Genomic DNA, 17,569 nt, shown 5'->3' on the forward strand with positions numbered 1-17,569 from the left:
GCAACGATAGCCGATAAGCTGAGCGCCATACACCTCTGATGAGATCGCTATCATGCGTACTGCTAACTCTTCCGGCATCTGGCTGCCGATCTTCGCCGGACTTTGCGCCAGTCTGGTCAGCATTGGCCTGGCGCGTTTCGCTTACACGCCATTGATCCCTTCGCTGATTCAGGCGCAGTGGTTTTCGGCCAACGATGTCGTCTACCTCGGCGCGGCCAATTTGGTCGGCTATTTGATCGGCGCCCTGCTCGGGCGGCCCATGGCTCATCGTTTGGGTAATCGCAATGCCTTGCGCTTGATGATGCTGGCGGTCACGGGAGCATTTTTTGCCTGTGCTTATCCGCTGTCGGTGAGCTGGTTCTTCGGCTGGCGTTTGCTGTCCGGCATTGCCGGTGGCGCAATCATGGTGCTGGTGGCGGCAACCGTGCTGCCCCACGTTCCGGCGGCGCGCAGAGGTTTGGCCAGTGGCGCGATCTTCCTTGGCATCGGCCTCGGGATTGCCGGCTCGGGAACCCTCGTGCCGCCGCTGCTGAGCCTCGGCTTGCAGGCCACCTGGCTGGGACTGGGCGCGCTGGCGCTGTTGCTGACCGCGTTGAGCTGGTTCGGCTGGCCTGCGGATACCGCGCATCCTGTGGCTGCACACACAACGTCGGCTGATGAGCCGACCCCGCCGGGCGTTTACCTGTTGTTCGCTCAATACGCGTTCATGGCCGCCGGCCTCGTGCCCGCCATGGTGTTTCTGGTGGATTACGTGGCTCGCGGACTGGGCGCGGGGGCACATACCGGCGCAATGGTCTGGGTCATGTATGGGCTGGGGGCGATTGTCGGGCCAGTGACTTACGGTTTTCTGGCCGACCAGCTTGGCGCACGCACTGGCATTCGCGTGGTGCTGGTAGTGCAAGCCATTGCCCTCGGTTTGCTGGCCGTCTGCCATTCGTTTCTGGCACTGGCTTTACTGGCGGTGATTCTCGGCTCGTTCCCGCCAGGCATTGTGCCGCTGGCCTTGGCCCGGGTGCATGAACTGGTGCCATCCCATCACCGCCAACAGATCGCCTGGAGCCGCGCCACCGTGTCGTTCGCCACCTTTCAGGCGCTGGCCGGGTTTGCCTACTCCGCACTGTTCAACGCTTCGGGTGGGCAGCACACGCTGCTGTTTGTGATCGCAGCAGGCGCAATAGTAGTGGCTCTGCTGCTGGAGCAAGCCATGCGCTGGCTGCCCGCTGCGACTGAAACCCGTTGCGCGGCGAACTGAAGGGAATCATTGCCCACTGCCGGCGCTCCCATCTACACGACCTTTTTCACAGGAATCGACATGTCACTGCCCAATGAAATGACCCGTATCGAAATCACTGAACCAGGCGGCCCTGACGTCTTGCAAGCCAGGCGCGTGCCTGTGCCAACCGTTGCCGAAGGCCAGGTGCTGATCCGCGTTCACGCCGCCGGTATCAATCGCCCGGACGCCCTGCAGCGTGCCGGCAAGTATCCGATGAAACCCGGCATGGACCCGATTCCCGGCCTGGAAGTGGCTGGCGAAGTGGTTGCACTGGGGGCCGGAGTAACGCGGTTCGCAGTCGGCGAACGCGTCTGCGCGCTGACCAATGGCGGCGGCTACGCCGAATATTGCGCGGTTCCAGCGGGGCAAACGCTTCCCGTGCCGGACGGAATCGATTGGGTCCAGGCCGCCGCGATTCCGGAAACCTTTTTCACCGTATGGGCCAACCTGTTCGGCCTCGGCGGTGCCAAGGCCGGCCAGCGCGTGCTGATTCACGGCGGAACCAGCGGCATCGGCACCACCGCGCTGATGCTCTGTCGTGAATTCGGCATCGAGGCGTTCGCTACCGCTGGCAGCGCTGAAAAATGCGCGGCAATCAGTCATCTGGGCGGACAACCGATCAACTATCGGGAAGAAGATTTCGCCAAGGTCATTGCCGAGAAGACGGCAGATCAGGGCGTGAACGTGATTCTCGACATCATGGGTGGCTCCTATATGAACGGCAACATCAGCGCACTGGCCATGGACGGGCGTCTGGTAATGCTCGGCTTCCTCGGCGGCGCCCGCGCCAATGACGTTGATTTGTTGGCGATCCTCGGCAAACGCGCGGTGGTCACCGGATCGCTGCTGCGCGCGCGTACCGCTGCGGAGAAAGCCGCGATCGCCGATCAATTGCGCGACCAGGTGTGGCCTGCCCTCGCCGCCGGGCGCTGCCTGCCGATCATCGACAAGGTTTACCCGCTCGCTGAAGCGGCCAAGGCCCATGCCCGCATGGAGGGCGGCGACCATATCGGCAAGATCGTGCTGCAGGTGGCGTGAGCGATTGCAGCATCTTGTAATCGTTGCGCATGCACGGTGGTCGAAAAATAGTCACGCGCAGACCGAGGCATCTGGTAAAAAGCGTTCTTTGTCTGCGCCGTGGTGAAACGATTAATGTCCCTGTCCTTCCTGACTCGTCTGCGACGCCGCCGCTTGGTGTTTGCCTTGATGGCTGCGCTGATCGTTGGCGTGCCGACGAGTTGTGCCGTGCTGGAACACACTGAGCGCAAACTGCTGTTCCGCATCGAACCCGGCACCGCGGGCTGGTATCGCGGTCTGCCCGGCAGCGTTCAGGAACTCGATCTGCAACCGAAAAGCTTCAAGGCCGGGCAGAACATCCATGCCTGGTGGTGGCCGGCGGAACGTGCCAATGCCCCGGCAATCCTTTATTTGCATGGCGTGCGCTGGAACCTGACCGGGCAATTGTTTCGCATCGAACAGCTGCGCGCGGCGGGTTATTCGGTGTTGGCTATCGACTATCGCGGGTTCGGCCAGAGCAAGGGCGATTTACCATCCGAAAGTAGTGTTTATGAAGATGCCCGCGTAGCTTGGGAGCGCTTCCAGCTGCTGCAACCCGATCCGAACAAGCGCCTGATCTACGGCCATTCCCTCGGTGGCGCAGTGGCGATCGATCTGGCCGCTGAGCTTGGGAAGAATGCCGCGCGCAACCACACGCCTCTGCCGGTGCGCGGGCTGGTCATTGAATCGACCTTCACCTCGCTGGCGGATGTGGCCGCCGCCGTGGCGAAGACCTCGCTACCGGTGCGCTGGTTGCTGTCGCAGAAATTCGACTCCATCGACAAGATTGCCGATATTCACATGCCGCTGCTGGTGGTGCATGGCATGGCTGATGCCTTTGTGCCGCCGCGCTTCAGCGAACAATTGTTCAATGCCGCTGAGCAGCCCAAACGCCTGCTCCTGGTGCCCGGGGCGACGCACAACAACAGCATGGCCCTGGGTGGCCAGGGTTATCGCAAGGCTCTGGATGCGTTGATGCAGACCAAACCGTTGCCGCGGATTGCGGGGCCGGCGCTGGGCAAGGGTTCTCGCGACTCCTGAATCATGTAAACAGCTTCGGTGAAAAAGCATCAGCGCCGGGCCAATTCGTGGCGCACGCATTGTTCATAATAGGTCTGCTTGACCGCTGCCGGTTTGAGCTTAGAACTGCTGTTATAGGTCTGCTCGGTAATCCCCATTGCAGTCATGCGCATCCAGGGCTGCTGAAACCGGCGAACCTGCAATTGCTTGCGAGCGCCGTACAGCGAAACGCCGGACAGCTTGGATTGCTGCGCACCGGCAGCAATCTCCGAGCCCCACGTGCAGGCAAAGCGATGGCCCTTGCTCAACTCTCTCGCCTGCACTCCCGAAGCGATCAAAGCCAGGGAAAGCGTCGCAACGGTGATGACAATCGTCCGCATATAGCCAACCTAACCTTTTGAAAAAAGGCGATTTTGCCGGGGCGAATTACCTCTGGGGGCCAGCAATTTGCCTGCTGTCGAGAGATTTGTTATCAGGGAGAGTACAAAACAGGCTTCGCCGCTCGTCCACTACCGCGCACCTTTGGCAGGCGGGCCTATCCAAAGCAGTACATCCCCAAGTAGAAGGCCCACGAGATGAACAAGAAAATTCTCGCCCTGTCGTTCTTCAGCCTGTGCTTGATCGGCCCGCTCCATGGCTGGGCAGCCGAAACGACAGCGGGTGCCGCCACCCCTGCCACCGCCCTGCCCGGCGTCAATCACGCAGAAAGCTCTCGCGATCATGATGAGAAGGCAAACAAGAAAGGCGAAGAGTCGTCAGGCGCCAACGCGGGCTCAGAGCCGCATGAGACGGAAAAGGATGCGGCGACGTCGAGCGACTCCGAAGATCTTGAGAAAAAACCCGCTCAGTAGAGTCTTCGATAAACGAAAAGGCCAATGTCATCGACACTGGCCTTTTTATTTCAGTTCTGAGAGAACTGCTTCGTCATTGCTTGGTGCATTGAGCACCCAGCCCCATGCCCATGGAACCCAGAGCAACCATCGGGCCGCTTGGCAGCTCGCACGTGTATTCACCACCTTCGGTTTGAGCGGTGTAGAAGGTTGTATTGAAGTCGCTGCGAATGTTGGAAACCTTGATAACGGGTTTGCCGATGGTGGTCTGTGCTCGATTCTTGAGATCGCTCTCTCCCGGCTTGACGGTCTGGCATCCAGTGACCGCGAGCGCCAATGTTGCGAATAAAGCGAGAACCGGGATAGTCCTTGATGAGTTCATTGCAGATCGACCTTTTTGATTTTCATACCGGAGAAATTCTGGCAATAAGCTGCCAAGCGAAACGACTTTAAAGTCGAGCCGGAACTGGGGCAATTAGGTCGGATGTGCTAATGGCTGAAGGCTAGCGGCGCTCTCGGTCAACGTTTGCAAATGCCTTCAGGATTGCAGGACGCTGCTAATCGGTTGGTAAAATCTCCAGGCGCAAGCGATCACTGCCCTCCTCCTGGCAATCGATACGCACCGGCAAAAACAGCTGGATGACTTCAATGTTGCTGCGCAGATGATCCGTCATACGCGGCGTGGTGAACGATCCGCCGCCGGCCAGCGCCATTGGCAACAACAACTGATCGGCGAGATGTTCAGCGACTGCGGCATCACCGCGCAACCAATCGGCTGCCTGATTGATCGCGGCATCGGCTACCTTCTCGGCACGCAACGACACCCGGCCAAACGCGCTGAACACTTCAGTCACGTACTCAAAAGCATATTCCAACAACAACACATTTCCCGGACCGCGTGCCGGATCAATTGTCACGTGTTGCAGCGCATCCGATGGCCAGTTCAAACGCTTGGCCACATGACTGAGTTCGCGCTGAGCAACGGTAGGCGCAAGTCCGGCAGTCAGCGCCAAAGCCTGTCGTGAAATCGCCTCGCCGCGCTCACACAGATCCAGTCGCATCAGGCTCGAAGGCTGCACTCGAACTGCAATCTCACCACCGCCGGCCGGGACAAAACCATGACGCAGCAAGTCCAGCTCGACATCGCCGCCCATGCGCCGCAGCAGCGGTAGCCAGCTGCGCGAGAGGAAATCAGTCGGGGGCGCCAGCGGATTGTGCGTACCACCGGAGATCGTCACTCGACTGGCCTGCGGTGCCCGCATCAGGGCTGGCAGCAACGTCTGCAGAACCAGCGTGCAACTGCCCGCCGTGCCGATGGCGAACTTGAAATCGCCTGCGCGGATTACGCCCGGTTCGAAGCTCAAGGCCTGCGAATCCAAATGCGCCCCGCAGATCCGTGCACCACAAACCTCCGCAGCCGCCATTACGGCTGTCAGATGCTGCCGCAACAGTCCCGGACGGCTGCGTCTGGCGCGTATCTGTCCAATGCGAAACGCCCGGCCCGTCACCATCGACAGGCTCAGTGCACTGCGCAACACTTGGCCGCCGCCGATCGCGCCGTCCAGTTCAATTACATCCTGTGTCATTGCACTTCCTTACGCGTACAGCACGCCAGTGTCCCTGAGGTACCGATCCAGCCGCCGCGAGTCTTCCTGAGTTCTGAGTAATGTTGGTACTTCGCGGCTCGGTTCACCCGCGATAAACAGTGCAGTGCCGCACGATGCCATCGGTAAGCGCTCTCACCAGCCCTGCAGTCCCTTATCCTTTGACGCACACCACTTGACGCAGGGTGTGCAGCACTTCCACCAGTTCGCGCTGGGCGTGCATGACTTTGTCGATGTCCTTGTAGGCCATCGGAATCTCGTCGATGACCGCTTCGTCCTTGCGGCACTCCACGTGGGCGGTGGCGCGAATCTGGTCGGCGACGGTGAACGTGCTCTTGGCCTTGGTGCGACTCATGGTGCGTCCGGCGCCGTGGCTGCAGGAACTGAACGATTCTTCATTGCCGAGACCGCGCACAATGAAGCTCTTCGCGCCCATCGAGCCCGGAATAATCCCCAGTTCACCTTTCTTCGCCGACACCGCGCCCTTGCGCGTGATCAGTACGTCATGACCAAAATGCCGCTCCTTCTGCACGTAGTTGTGATGGCAGTTGACCGCCTCCAGCGCTACTTCAAACGGCTTGCGGATAATCTGCCGCGTGGCCTGGATCACCGCGCACATCATCAGTTCGCGGTTCTGTCTGGCGAAATCCTGCGCCCAGCCCACCGCCTCCACATAGTCATCAAAATGTCGGCTGCCTTCTTCGAAATAGGCCAGGTCACGGTCCGGCAGGTTGGCGATGTGCTGACGCATATCTGCCTGGGCCATCTGGATGAACAGGTTGCCGATGGCGTTGCCGACACCACGCGAACCACTGTGCAACATGAACCACACCCGGTTGGCTTCATCCAGGCACACTTCGATGAAGTGGTTGCTGCTACCGAGAGTTCCCAAGTGCCCACGGTTGTTGGTGTGGGCCAGTTTCGGATACTTGTCGGTGATCAATTTGAAGCGCGGCTGCAAGCCCGCCCAAGCCTGATCGGCTTGCTGCGGAATCTCGTCCCAAGCGCCTTTGTCTCGCCGCGAACGACTCAAACTGCGGCCATGGGGAACCGCCTGTTCAATGGCACTGCGCAACCCGTGCAGGTTGTCAGGCAAATCGGCTGCGGTCAGCGACGTGCGCGCAGCGATCATGCCGCAACCGATGTCGACGCCCACGGCAGCCGGAATGATCGCGCCAACCGTTGGAATTACGCTGCCGATGGTTGATCCCTTGCCTAAGTGCACGTCCGGCATCACCGCCAGATGCTTGAAGATGAAGGGCATTTTCGCGGTGTTCATCAATTGCGCGCGGGCTTCGTTTTCAACCGGGACGCCTTCGGTCCACAGTTTGATTGGTTTGCCGTTGGCGACTTCTAGAAGCTGGTAGCTCTGATCTTTCATGTTTCGTTGTCCTGTTCGTTTCCATCAGCAGTGCAGCCGCTGTGCCAGCTCATGACTGTCTCTCTACATTTTTCCTAAGTATCTGTTTTTGAACCGTTTATCTGAATTGTAACTGGCGACTTAAAACCCATCAGAGACAAACACACCCTGGAAAATTATCATTGGATATCGTCATTTATCTTATGAGATAAGCATGTCCAGCAAACGCACGGTGGCCATTGGATTTATCGGAACTACCCTCGATCGCGTCAGCAAAGCTGGCAACCGCTGGACCCACTGGCGCCCCACAGTAGGCCTGTGCCAGCAAACAGATCTGCCGGTTCATCGACTTGAACTGATCCACGGCCCCGATGCCCGCGACGTGAGCCTCGCGGAGCGCATTACTGTTGATATTCAGCAGACATCTCCAGGCACCGAAGTGCGCCTGCATCCGATGTCGCTGCGCGATCCCTGGGATTTCGAGGAGGTCTACGGCGCCCTGCACGATTTCACCACTGCTTACAGCTTCGACACTGAGACCGAGGATTACCTCGTACACATCACCACCGGCACCCACGTCGCGCAGATCTGCTGGTTCCTGCTCACCGAAGCGCGCTATCTGCCGGCCCGACTGATCCAGACCTCCCCCGCCAAGCGCGACAGCGATAACGAGCCCGCCTGCGGCACCCATGCACTGATCGATCTTGACCTGTCGCGCTATGATCGCATCGCCTCACGCTTCGCCAGCAAGCGCCTCGAAGGCCTGGAGTTTCTAAAGTCCGGCATCGCCACGCGCAACGCTGCATTTAACCGCTCCATTGAGCAGATCGAGCGCGTAGCGGTGCGCTCCAGAGCACCAATGTTGCTGATTGGCCCGACCGGCGCCGGCAAATCCTTCCTGGCCCGACGCATCTACGAACTCAAACGCAATCGCCATCAGATGCAAGGACGCTTTGTCGAAGTCAATTGCGCCACCCTGCGGGGCGACGGCGCAATGTCTGCCTTGTTTGGTCACGTCAAAGGTGCCTTCACCGGCGCACAGAACGCTCGCGAAGGCCTGCTGCGCGCTGCCAATGGTGGAATGTTGTTTCTCGACGAGATCGGCGAGCTTGGCGCAGACGAACAAGCAATGCTGTTGAAGGCCATCGAAGAGAAACGCTTCTTCCCGCTGGGTTCGGACAAGGAAGTGGAGAGTGATTTCCTGATCATCGCCGGCACCCACCGCGACTTGCGCAGCCGAGTCGCCGAGGGACTGTTTCGCGAAGACCTGTACGCTCGGATCAACCTGTGGACGTTCGACCTGCCCGGCCTCGCCGGCCGCCGCGAAGATATCGAGCCGAACATCGACTTCGAACTGGAACGCCACGCTCGCGAACATGGGCAACGGGTGCGCTTCAATCTCGAAGCGCGCCGACGCTACCTGGACTTCGCCAGCTCACGCGAAGCAGCCTGGCTGGGCAACTTTCGCGAACTGTCCGCATCGATCACGCGGATGGCGACTTTGGCCGACAGCGGGCGCATCGATGAAGAGCAGGTGGACGATGAGATTGATCGATTGCGGTATGCGTGGGGCTTGGCGCAACCCACTGCGGTGTCAGACGAGTTGCCGGGAGATGGCGAGAAGATGGACTTGTTCGACCGTTTGCAACTGAAGGCAGTTCTTGAGGTGTGCCGACAGGCAAATAGTCTGTCGGATGCCGGTCGACAGCTGTTCGGTGTTTCCCGGCAGACCAAAGCGCAGCCCAATGATGCTGATCGGCTGAGGAAGTATTTGGGGCGCTTCGGGCTTGAGTGGGCTGAGATCGCAGGCACGAAGTGAAGTACAGCGCTCCTGATCACACAGGCTCAATGATCACCGTAGAAAAAATGAATTAGCCGGCTGATCTCTCGGTCAAGAATTATGAACGTAGTAAATCTGACGAGGTGACAGCAATGACTATCCAGGCAGAGACACTCGTACAACTGACCGAAGCGCTTCAAGAGCGCGGCATGAAGATGGTCTCAGACGTCCATTTCACCCGCGCACCTTACCGATACAATCACCGCTGGATTTGCATCGTAGAGTGAACATGCTTGTTGCCGGCGCCTGGATCGAAGCATCCAGCCGCCGGCGCCGCTCGCCTTCGCCCCTGAAGCCTAGATGACCATATCCCTATCCATCCCGGCTACGTTGGTAGCATGTTCGATGGCAATAAAAACCCGGCGCGATGGCCGGGTCGATATCGATTGATGGCGGCTATTTCGCGCCGCCGTTATTTCGGCCTGTCTGGGCATCTTGATCAGAGCCAGGATTTCCGGGTGGCGGATTCCAGTCCTCTGGTCGTTCGTCGGTACCCTGCTTTGGCTCAGAGTCAGCTTGCTCCAGACCGGAGTCATGACCCTCGCCAGAGTCAGGTGTTTGCTCGCCTGGTCCCGGATATGGCGCTTCCGGGCCGTTGTTGTCGTCGATCATCATTCTCTCCCGTCAGTGGCGCAGGGGCTGCGCTTATTGTTGAGAGAAGGCGCGCGGATTCAGAGTGCGATCTGCTCGACGAGCGGACATGAAAAAGCCCCGTGCAACGACGAGGCCGAGTGTCCGATAAATCATTTATTCCGCTGCAGCCAACCTATCAACATGAAAGCCACGCCAGGTATCAATAGGCCCGGCGCGACGTGCGCTAAGGTTCCGCTGGCGAGAAGACCATTAAGGCCGAAAACAAAGCCGCAAATTGCAAGTGGCAGCCCAACAACAAACATTGGCTGTTTGAACGCCTTATCCATGACTCGACTCCATTCGCAAATCTCACGCACATGAAAAAGGCCAATGCTTTGAACATTGGCCTAAGTCATTGAAAAATATGGTCGGGACGGAGTGATTCGAACACTCGACCCCTAGCACCCCATGCTAGTGCGCTACCGGACTGCGCTACGCCCCGACTGATGTTGCATTTCGTTCTCCACCTCGAAGAACGCTCAAGAATATATCGCAAGCTTTTGAAAACTGGAAGTATTCAAACGCAGCTTTTTATTTCTTGAGCACCACAAGCACATCTTCCAGTTCGGCAATCATCTGCCGAATCATCTGTTTGTACTGGGTGGTGTCGTCTTTGGCTTCGTCGCCGGAGAGGCGCAGACGCGCGCCGCCGATGGTGAAACCCTGATCGTAAAGGAGCGCGCGGATCTGCCGGATCATCAGCACGTCCTGGCGCTGATAATACCGGCGGTTTCCGCGGCGTTTGACGGGGTTGAGCTGAGGAAACTCCTGCTCCCAATAGCGCAGCACGTGTGGCTTTACGGCACACAGCTCGCTGACTTCACCGATGGTGAAGTAGCGTTTGCCCGGGATGACGGGTAGTTCGTCGTTATGACTTGGTTCCAGCATAAGCCTCAACTCGGGCCTTCAACTTCTGCCCTGGACGAAAGGTGACCACACGGCGAGCCGTGATCGGGATTTCTTCCCCCGTTTTCGGGTTGCGGCCAGGCCGCTGGCGTTTGTCCCGAAGGTCGAAATTGCCGAAACCGGACAATTTGACCTGCTCGTTGTCTTCAAGAGCGTGCCTGATTTCCTCGAAAAACAGTTCAACCAATTCCTTGGCTTCCCGCTTGTTCAGGCCCAGCTCTTCATACAGACGTTCCGCCATCTCAGCTTTCGTCAAAGCCCCCATACGTCACTTCCTTAACGTGGCGTTCAACCTTTGTTCGAGCGAGGTGAGGATATTTTGCGTCGTCGAATTCACCTCATCGTCATTAAGAGTGCGCGATGGATGCTGCCAGGTCAAGCCGACTGCAAGGCTTTTTCTATCAGGATCAATACCTTTACCCTGATACACGTCAAACAGCCTGAGCTCTGTGAGCCATTCGCCTGCATTTTCACGGATTACGTCCAGCACAGCCGAGGCCGCGACGTCTTTGTGCGCGATCAGTGCAAGGTCACGACGCACTTCAGGAAAGCGCGACAACTCGTGGAATTTCGGCATTTTACCGAGCGCCACTTCCGCCAGAACCAGCTCGAAGACAAATACCGGACGATCCAGACCCAGTGTTTTCGACAGCTCAGGGTGAATAGCACCGATAAAGCCTACTTCACGACCGTCACGCTCGATGCGCGCAGTCTGACCCGGATGCAGCGCCGGGTGTTTGCCCGGAGCGAAGGTGAACGAGTCCAGGGCACCGGCGAAACCCAGTACCGCTTCAACATCGGCCTTCACATCGAAGAAGTCGACGGTGTCGCGACCCTGCGCCCAGCCTTCCGGCAAGCGGCTACCGCAGACAAGCCCGGATAGCATCGGCTCCTGCTTCAAGCCTTCAAGCTGACCGACGAAGCGCAGGCCGCTCTCGAACAGACGCACACGGTCCTGCTGGCGGTTGAGGTTGTGCTGCAGAGCCTTGACCAGACCTGGCCACAGCGACGAACGCATGGCAGCCATGTCGTTGGAGATCGGATTGGCCAGCAAAAGCGGCTCGACGCCTGGATTGAACAGCTCGAACTGCTTCGGATCGATGAAGCTGTAGGTGATCGCTTCCTGATAACCACGGGCGACCAGCAACCGGCGCAGCTCAGGCAGATCGCTACGCGCTTCAGCCTTGGCTTGTGGCGCAAGACGCGCTTGCGGGTAGCGAACCGGCAGACGATTGTAGCCGTACAGACGAGCCAGCTCTTCGATCAGGTCGACTTCGAGACTGATATCGAAGCGATGGCTTGGCACTTCGACGCGCCACTGCCCTTCTCCGTCAGCGGTAATGTTCAGGCCCAGGGCGCTGAGCAGACGCTCGACCTGTGCCGAATCCATTTCCATGCCGAGCATCTGAGTGATGCGCTGGGCACGCAGAGTAATCGGCGCGATCGACGGCAGATGCTGCTCGCTGACGGCCTCGATGATCGGGCCAGCTTCGCCGCCGGTGATTTCCAGCAGCAGGCCAGTGGCGCGTTCCATGGCCTCACGGGCCAGCTGCCAGTCAACCCCGCGCTCGTAACGATGCGACGCGTCGGTGTGCAGGCCGTAGGAACGTGCCTTGCCAGCCACTGCAATCTGATCGAAGAACGCAGATTCGAGGAACACATCACGCGTGGTTGCGGAAACGCCGCTGTGCTCGCCACCCATGACACCAGCGATCGCCAGCGCACGAGTGTGGTCGGCGATCACCAGCGTATCGCTACGCAGGCTGACTTCCTGCCCGTCGAGCAGCACCAGTTTCTCGCCCTCTTCCGCCATGCGCACACGAATGCCGCCATTGATTTCGGCGAGATCGAAGGCGTGTAGCGGCTGACCCAGTTCGAGCATCACGTAGTTGGTGATGTCGACCGCAGCGTCGATGCTGCGTACGTCAGCGCGACGCAGACGCTCAACCATCCACAGCGGGGTTGGCTTCGATAGGTCGACGTTACGGATGACCCGCCCCAAGTAACGTGGACAGGCGGCTGGCGCCAGCACCTCGACCGAACGCACTTCGTCGTGCACCGCTGCAATCGCAGCCACCGCAGGGCGGCTTACCGGCACGGCGTACAGCGCGCCGACTTCACGGGCCAGACCGGCCAGGGACAGGCAATCGCCGCGGTTCGGGGTCAGGTCGACCTCGATGCTGGCGTCTTCCAGATCCAGGTACACACGGAAGTCTTCGCCCACTGGCGCGTCGGCCGGCAGTTCCATCAGACCGTCGTTGCCTTCACCGACCTGCAACTCGGCTTGCGAGCACAGCATGCCGTTGGACTCGACGCCGCGCAGCTTGGCTTTCTTGATCTTGAAGTCGCCCGGCAGTTCTGCGCCGATCATGGCGAATGGAATCTTCAGGCCCGGGCGCACATTTGGCGCTCCGCACACGACCTGAAAGGTTTCCGCGCCATTGCTGACTTGGCACACGCGCAACTTGTCGGCGTCCGGGTGCTGTTCGGTGCTCAGCACCTCGCCCACCACGACACCACTGAATACACCGGCGGCCGGAGTAACACTATCGACCTCAAGACCGGCCATCGACAGACGGGCAACCAGCTCGTCGCGATCTACCTGCGGGCTAACCCAGCCACGCAGCCATTGTTCACTGAATTTCATCCTGCTCTCCTAAGAATTCGTTACGACTAGCGAAATTGCGCGAGGAACCGCAAGTCGTTGTCGAAGAACAGACGCAAGTCGTTCACGCCGTAACGGAGCATGGCCAGACGCTCGACGCCCATGCCGAAGGCAAAGCCGGAGAATTCTTCCGGGTCGATGCCGGACATGCGCAGCACGTACGGGTGAACCATGCCGCAGCCCATCACTTCCAGCCAGCCGGTCTGCTTGCAGACGCGGCAGCCTTTACCGCTGCACATCACGCATTCCATATCGACTTCGGCGGATGGCTCGGTGAACGGGAAGTACGAAGGACGGAAACGTACGGCCAGTTCTTTCTCGAAGAACACCCGCAGGAATTCTTCGATGGTGCCTTTGAGATCGGCGAAATTGATGTCGCGATCAACCAGCAGGCCTTCGACCTGGTGGAACATCGGCGAATGGGTGATATCGGAGTCGCTGCGATATACGCGGCCAGGGCAGACGATGCGGATCGGCGGCTGCTTCGATTCCATGGTGCGGACCTGTACCGGCGAGGTATGGGTGCGCAGCAACATGTTGGCATTGAAATAGAAGGTGTCATGCATCGACCGGGCCGGGTGATGGCCTGGGATGTTGAGCGCTTCGAAGTTGTGATAGTCGTCTTCGACCTCTGGGCCTTCGGCAATGCCGTAGCCGATGCGGGTGAAGAACTGCTCGACACGCTCCAGAGTCCGGGTGACCGGATGCAGACCACCAGAGGTCTGGCCACGGCCCGGCAATGTCACGTCGATGGATTCGGCGGACAGTTTGGCAGCCAGTTCGGCTTCTTCAAACAGGGCCATGCGCGCATTGAGAACGCCTGTAACACGTTCCTTGGCAACGTTGATCAGCGCACCGACTTGCGGACGCTCTTCGGCCGGCAGATTCCCCAGGGTCTTCATCACCTGAGTCAATTCGCCCTTCTTACCAAGGTATTGAACCCGGATTTGCTCCAGGGCATTGATATCTTCAGCGCTTTGCACAGCCTCTAGTGCTTGAGAGACCAGCGCATCCAGGTTTTCCATGTACAGACTCCAGATACAAAATAGGGGAAGAGCTTGAAGGCTCTTCCCCTATTTATGACGTTTAACACCTGGCCCCACAGAGGTGAGGCCGGGTGACTGTCGGGGGTACTTAAGCCAAGGTGGCTTTAGCTTTCTCGACAATCGCAGCAAACGCCGCTTTTTCGTTCACTGCCAGATCAGCCAGAACCTTGCGGTCGATCTCGATGGACGCTTTTTTCAGGCCAGCGATGAAACGGCTGTAGGACAGACCGTTAACACGAGCACCAGCGTTGATACGAGCGATCCACAGAGCGCGGAACTGACGTTTTTTCTGACGACGGTCACGGTAGGCGTATTGGCCTGCCTTGATTACCGCTTGCTTGGCAACACGGAATACGCGGGAGCGTGCGCCGTAGTAGCCTTTAGCAAGTTTCAGAATTTTTTTGTGACGCTTACGGGCAATGACGCCACGCTTTACACGAGCCATGAGTTACTTCCTCTATTCTTGACTAAATTAACGAAGGCGCAGCATGCGCTCGACTTTTGCCACGTCAGACGGATGCAGCAAGCTGCTACCGCGCAGTTGACGCTTACGCTTGGTCGACATTTTAGTCAGGATGTGGCTCTTGAAAGCGTGCTTGTGCTTGATGCCGTTAGCAGTTTTCAGAAACCGCTTGGCAGCACCACTTTTGGTTTTCATTTTTGGCATGTTCGGATACTCCGCATTCAGTTGATAAACATAATCAGAAGGCCTGCCGTGCCCTGTTGATTACTTCTTCTTTTTCGGGGCGATGACCATGATCAGCTGGCGTCCTTCCATCTTAGGATGCTGTTCGACCGAACCGTACTCGAGCAGGTCTTGTTCAACCCGCTTGAGGAGTTCCATCCCCAGCTCCTGGTGGGCCATCTCACGGCCGCGGAATCGCAAGGATACCTTGGCCCTGTCCCCGTCACTCAGGAAACGTACCAGGTTGCGCAGTTTTACCTGGTAATCCCCTTCCTCCGTCCCTGGACGAAACTTGATTTCTTTAACCTGAATCTGCTTCTGGTTTTTCTTCGCCGCGGCAATCTGCTTCTTCTTCTCGAAGATCGACTTGCCGTAGTCCATCACCCGGCAAACAGGCGGGACTGCGTCGGCGGAAATTTCCACCAGATCAAGCTTTGCTTCTTCAGCGATACGAAGCGCTTCATCAATCGAGACGATGCCAATCTGCTCGCCATCAGCGCCAATTAACCGAACCTCGCGTGCCGAGATATTCTCGTTGATCGGGGCTTTCGGTGCAGCTCGTTTATCTTGTCTCATTTCACGCTTAATAATAATTACTCCGAATCTGGGCGACCACGCCGGGAAACCGCTTGCGCGAGAAACTCAGCGAACCGGGCGACGGGCATCGAGCCCAGGTCAGCACCTTCACGAGTACGCACAGCGACAGTCTGCATCTCGACTTCCTTATCTCCGATAACCAAAAGATAGGGAACCTTGAGCAAAGTATGCTCGCGGATTTTAAAGCCGATCTTTTCATTTCTCAAGTCGGACTTGGCACGAAATCCGCTTTCGTTGAGAGTTTTTTCAACCTCTGCAACAAAATCTGCCTGTTTATCAGTGATATTCATGATCACCGCCTGGGTTGGCGCGAGCCACGCAGGGAAAGCACCTTCGTAGTGCTCGATCAGAATCCCGACGAAACGCTCGAACGAGCCGAGGATCGCCCGGTGCAGCATCACAGGGTGTTTGCGGCTGTTGTCTTCGGAGACGTATTCAGCGCCCAAACGGACAGGCAGGTTAAAATCGAGCTGCAAGGTACCACACTGCCACACGCGACCGAGACAATCTTTCAGCGAAAATTCGATCTTCGGACCGTAGAAAGCACCCTCGCCCGGCTGCAGATCGTACGGCAAGCCAGCGGAATCAAGGGCTGCAGCCAATGCGGCCTCAGCGCGATCCCACAGTTCGTCGGAGCCAACGCGTTTTTCCGGACGAGTGGACAGTTTCATCTCGACTTCGGTAAAGCCGAAATCGCGATAGACGTCCATGGTCAGCTTGATGAACGCAGCGGACTCGGCCTGCATCTGCTCTTCGGTGCAGAAGATGTGCGCGTCGTCCTGAGTGAACGCTCGCACGCGCATGATGCCGTGCAACGCACCCGACGGCTCGTTACGGTGGCAGGCTCCGAACTCGGCCAGGCGCATCGGCAACTCGCGGTAGCTCTTCAGGCCCTGATTGAACACCTGTACGTGGCACGGGCAGTTCATCGGCTTGATCGCGTAGTCGCGGTTTTCCGACTGAGTGGTGAACATGTTGTCGGCGTAGTTGGCCCAGTGCCCGGATTTCTCCCACAGGCTGCGGTCAACGACTTGAGGGGTCTTGATCTCAAGGTAGCCGTTGTCACGCTGGATCTTGCGCATGTACTGCTCGAGCACCTGGTACAAAGTCCAGCCGTTCGGGTGCCAGAACACCATGCCCGGAGACTCTTCCTGGGTGTGGAACAGGCCCAGGCGCTTGCCGATCTTGCGGTGATCGCGCTTCTCGGCTTCTTCGATGCGCTGGATGTAAGCTGCCAGCTGCTTCTTGTCAGCCCAGGCGGTGCCGTAAACGCGCTGCAATTGCTCGTTCTTGGCGTCGCCGCGCCAGTAGGCACCCGACAGCTTGGTCAGCTTGAAGGATTTCAGGAAGCGCGTGTTCGGCACGTGCGGACCGCGGCACATGTCGACGTATTCTTCGTGATAGTACAGACCCATGGTCTGTTCGTTCGGCATGTCCTCGACCAGGCGCAGCTTGTAGTCTTCGCCGCGAGCCTTGAACACTTCGATCACTTCGGCGCGCGGAGTGACTTTCTTGATGACGTCGTAATCCTTCTCGATCAGCTGCTGCATGCGCTGTTCGATGGCCGCCATGTCTTCCGGCGTGAAAGGACGCTCGTAGGCGATGTCGTAATAGAAGCCTTCGTCGATGACCGGGCCGATGACCATTTTCGCGGTCGGGTACAGCTGCTTGACCGCGTGGCCGACCAGGTGCGCGCAAGAGTGGCGAATGATCTCCAGCCCCTCTTCATCCTTTGGCGTAATGATTTGCAGGGTCGCGTCGCTGCTGATGATGTCGCTGGCGTCGACCAGTTGGCCATTGACCTTGCCGGCGAGCGTGGCTTTGGCCAGGCCTGCACCAATGGATGCGGCGACCTCGGCTACGGAAACCGGGTGATCGAATGAACGTTGACTGCCGTCGGGAAGAGTAATAGTTGGCATGGCGCCTCCTCTCCTAGTGGTGACCCCTACCAAAGGTCACGTGGGTTGGGATGAGCCAGTACAAGATCCGATCCAGGCCATTCAATGACGAACGCCTGCCTTACAGCGGCAGGAGCCTTGCGGCCAACCGGAAAA

At 58.4% G+C, this 17,569-nt stretch carries 18 protein-coding genes and 1 tRNA gene; 5 read left to right on the plus strand and 14 right to left on the minus strand.

From position 1 onward, the window contains the following. Positions 1–52 precede the first annotated feature (52 nt). The 3 genes from QRN33_RS09930 (at position 53) to QRN33_RS09940 (ending at position 3,370) form a co-directional block, all read left to right on the plus strand. Positions 53–1,252: a YbfB/YjiJ family MFS transporter gene (locus tag QRN33_RS09930; protein WP_285408295.1), complete on the plus strand. Its 1,200-nt coding sequence runs from the start codon at positions 53–55 to the stop codon at positions 1,250–1,252. A gap of 60 nt (positions 1,253–1,312) precedes the next feature. Further along, the gene (locus QRN33_RS09935) at positions 1,313–2,311 is read left to right on the plus strand and encodes an NAD(P)H-quinone oxidoreductase (RefSeq protein WP_285408296.1); all 999 of its coding nucleotides are present in this window, start codon (positions 1,313–1,315) and stop codon (positions 2,309–2,311) included. Positions 2,312–2,425: 114 nt separating this feature from the next. Continuing rightward, positions 2,426–3,370 carry an alpha/beta hydrolase gene (locus QRN33_RS09940; protein WP_064363945.1) on the plus strand — a complete coding sequence of 315 codons (945 nt, stop codon included), beginning with the start codon at positions 2,426–2,428 and terminating at the stop codon, positions 3,368–3,370. Between the two features lie 29 nt (positions 3,371–3,399). On the opposite strand, the gene QRN33_RS09945 is transcribed toward QRN33_RS09940, so the two are convergent. Continuing rightward, positions 3,400–3,729 (minus strand): hypothetical protein, encoded by a 330-nt coding sequence (locus tag QRN33_RS09945; protein ID WP_123418617.1) that lies wholly within the window; start codon positions 3,727–3,729, stop codon positions 3,400–3,402. A 195-nt stretch (positions 3,730–3,924) separates the two neighbouring features. On the opposite strand from QRN33_RS09945, the gene QRN33_RS09950 reads away from it, so the two are divergent. Continuing rightward, positions 3,925–4,200: a hypothetical protein gene (locus tag QRN33_RS09950; protein ID WP_083353150.1), complete on the plus strand. Its 276-nt coding sequence runs from the start codon at positions 3,925–3,927 to the stop codon at positions 4,198–4,200. Between the two features lie 73 nt (positions 4,201–4,273). Here QRN33_RS09950 and QRN33_RS09955 read toward each other — a convergent pair whose 3' ends face one another. From QRN33_RS09955 to QRN33_RS09965, 3 genes are all read right to left on the minus strand, one after another. Next, positions 4,274–4,561 carry a hypothetical protein gene (locus QRN33_RS09955; protein WP_042609462.1) on the minus strand — a complete coding sequence of 96 codons (288 nt, stop codon included), beginning with the start codon at positions 4,559–4,561 and terminating at the stop codon, positions 4,274–4,276. Positions 4,562–4,736: 175 nt separating this feature from the next. Then, complete coding sequence (gene rtcA / locus QRN33_RS09960; RefSeq protein ID WP_285408299.1) at positions 4,737–5,765, minus strand: RNA 3'-terminal phosphate cyclase; 1,029 nt, start codon at positions 5,763–5,765, stop codon at positions 4,737–4,739. 172 nt (positions 5,766–5,937) lie between these two features. Continuing rightward, entirely contained in the window at positions 5,938–7,164 is a 1,227-nt protein-coding gene (locus QRN33_RS09965) for an RtcB family protein (RefSeq protein WP_285408301.1), read from the minus strand. Positions 7,165–7,357: 193 nt separating this feature from the next. Here QRN33_RS09965 and rtcR point away from each other — a divergent pair, with 193 nt between their 5' ends. Next, entirely contained in the window at positions 7,358–8,962 is a 1,605-nt protein-coding gene (rtcR, locus tag QRN33_RS09970) for an RNA repair transcriptional activator RtcR (RefSeq protein WP_285408302.1), read from the plus strand. 764 nt (positions 8,963–9,726) lie between these two features. Here the strand turns inward: rtcR and QRN33_RS09975 are convergent. The 10 genes from QRN33_RS09975 to thrS all read right to left on the minus strand — a co-directional run bounded on the left by QRN33_RS09975 (position 9,727) and on the right by thrS (position 17,434). Then, entirely contained in the window at positions 9,727–9,903 is a 177-nt protein-coding gene (locus QRN33_RS09975) for a hypothetical protein (RefSeq protein ID WP_172667921.1), read from the minus strand. A 78-nt stretch (positions 9,904–9,981) separates the two neighbouring features. After that, positions 9,982–10,058, minus strand: a tRNA-Pro gene (locus tag QRN33_RS09980). Between the two features lie 89 nt (positions 10,059–10,147). Then, the gene (locus QRN33_RS09985; RefSeq protein WP_003179985.1) at positions 10,148–10,504 is read right to left on the minus strand and encodes a MerR family transcriptional regulator; all 357 of its coding nucleotides are present in this window, start codon (positions 10,502–10,504) and stop codon (positions 10,148–10,150) included. Continuing rightward, the gene (gene ihfA / locus QRN33_RS09990) at positions 10,485–10,787 is read right to left on the minus strand and encodes an integration host factor subunit alpha (RefSeq protein ID WP_002553164.1); all 303 of its coding nucleotides are present in this window, start codon (positions 10,785–10,787) and stop codon (positions 10,485–10,487) included. The genes QRN33_RS09985 and ihfA overlap by 20 nt, the downstream gene beginning before the upstream one ends. A 3-nt stretch (positions 10,788–10,790) precedes the next feature. Continuing rightward, the gene (gene pheT, locus QRN33_RS09995; protein WP_285408303.1) at positions 10,791–13,169 is read right to left on the minus strand and encodes a phenylalanine--tRNA ligase subunit beta; all 2,379 of its coding nucleotides are present in this window, start codon (positions 13,167–13,169) and stop codon (positions 10,791–10,793) included. A gap of 26 nt (positions 13,170–13,195) precedes the next feature. Further along, on the minus strand, positions 13,196–14,212 hold the full coding sequence (gene pheS / locus QRN33_RS10000) for a phenylalanine--tRNA ligase subunit alpha (RefSeq protein WP_285408304.1): 1,017 nt from the start codon (positions 14,210–14,212) through the stop codon (positions 13,196–13,198). Between the two features lie 109 nt (positions 14,213–14,321). Continuing rightward, positions 14,322–14,678, minus strand: a complete 357-nt coding sequence (gene rplT, locus QRN33_RS10005) for a 50S ribosomal protein L20 (RefSeq protein WP_002553161.1) — start codon at positions 14,676–14,678, stop codon at positions 14,322–14,324. A gap of 27 nt (positions 14,679–14,705) precedes the next feature. Then, complete coding sequence (gene rpmI, locus QRN33_RS10010) at positions 14,706–14,900, minus strand: 50S ribosomal protein L35 (RefSeq protein ID WP_002553160.1); 195 nt, start codon at positions 14,898–14,900, stop codon at positions 14,706–14,708. Between the two features lie 60 nt (positions 14,901–14,960). Beyond that, positions 14,961–15,512, minus strand: coding sequence for a translation initiation factor IF-3 (gene infC / locus QRN33_RS10015; protein ID WP_169432615.1), 552 nt, complete (start codon positions 15,510–15,512; stop codon positions 14,961–14,963). Next, positions 15,512–17,434: a threonine--tRNA ligase gene (thrS, locus tag QRN33_RS10020; protein ID WP_042609455.1), complete on the minus strand. Its 1,923-nt coding sequence runs from the start codon at positions 17,432–17,434 to the stop codon at positions 15,512–15,514. The genes infC and thrS overlap by 1 nt, the downstream gene beginning before the upstream one ends. Positions 17,435–17,569: the final 135 nt, after the last annotated feature.

Origin of the sequence: Pseudomonas sp. FR229a (genome assembly GCF_030209115.1) — a bacterium.
Taxonomy (GTDB): domain Bacteria; phylum Pseudomonadota; class Gammaproteobacteria; order Pseudomonadales; family Pseudomonadaceae; genus Aquipseudomonas; species Aquipseudomonas moraviensis_A.

Coding starts and splice junctions, on each gene's coding strand:
- thrS (WP_042609455.1), bottom strand. CDS start 17,434: ATGCCAACTATTACTCTTCCCGACGGCAGTCAACGTTCATTCGATCAC.
- pheT (WP_285408303.1), bottom strand. CDS start 13,169: ATGAAATTCAGTGAACAATGGCTGCGTGGCTGGGTTAGCCCGCAGGTA.
- QRN33_RS09975 (WP_172667921.1), bottom strand. CDS start 9,903: ATGGATAAGGCGTTCAAACAGCCAATGTTTGTTGTTGGGCTGCCACTT.
- pheS (WP_285408304.1), bottom strand. CDS start 14,212: ATGGAAAACCTGGATGCGCTGGTCTCTCAAGCACTAGAGGCTGTGCAA.
- QRN33_RS09985 (WP_003179985.1), bottom strand. CDS start 10,504: ATGCTGGAACCAAGTCATAACGACGAACTACCCGTCATCCCGGGCAAA.
- rplT (WP_002553161.1), bottom strand. CDS start 14,678: ATGGCTCGTGTAAAGCGTGGCGTCATTGCCCGTAAGCGTCACAAAAAA.
- QRN33_RS09935 (WP_285408296.1), top strand. CDS start 1,313: ATGTCACTGCCCAATGAAATGACCCGTATCGAAATCACTGAACCAGGC.
- QRN33_RS09945 (WP_123418617.1), bottom strand. CDS start 3,729: ATGCGGACGATTGTCATCACCGTTGCGACGCTTTCCCTGGCTTTGATC.
- rpmI (WP_002553160.1), bottom strand. CDS start 14,900: ATGCCAAAAATGAAAACCAAAAGTGGTGCTGCCAAGCGGTTTCTGAAA.
- QRN33_RS09930 (WP_285408295.1), top strand. CDS start 53: ATGCGTACTGCTAACTCTTCCGGCATCTGGCTGCCGATCTTCGCCGGA.
- rtcR (WP_285408302.1), top strand. CDS start 7,358: ATGTCCAGCAAACGCACGGTGGCCATTGGATTTATCGGAACTACCCTC.
- QRN33_RS09940 (WP_064363945.1), top strand. CDS start 2,426: ATGTCCCTGTCCTTCCTGACTCGTCTGCGACGCCGCCGCTTGGTGTTT.
- QRN33_RS09950 (WP_083353150.1), top strand. CDS start 3,925: ATGAACAAGAAAATTCTCGCCCTGTCGTTCTTCAGCCTGTGCTTGATC.
- QRN33_RS09955 (WP_042609462.1), bottom strand. CDS start 4,561: ATGAACTCATCAAGGACTATCCCGGTTCTCGCTTTATTCGCAACATTG.
- ihfA (WP_002553164.1), bottom strand. CDS start 10,787: ATGGGGGCTTTGACGAAAGCTGAGATGGCGGAACGTCTGTATGAAGAG.
- rtcA (WP_285408299.1), bottom strand. CDS start 5,765: ATGACACAGGATGTAATTGAACTGGACGGCGCGATCGGCGGCGGCCAA.
- QRN33_RS09965 (WP_285408301.1), bottom strand. CDS start 7,164: ATGAAAGATCAGAGCTACCAGCTTCTAGAAGTCGCCAACGGCAAACCA.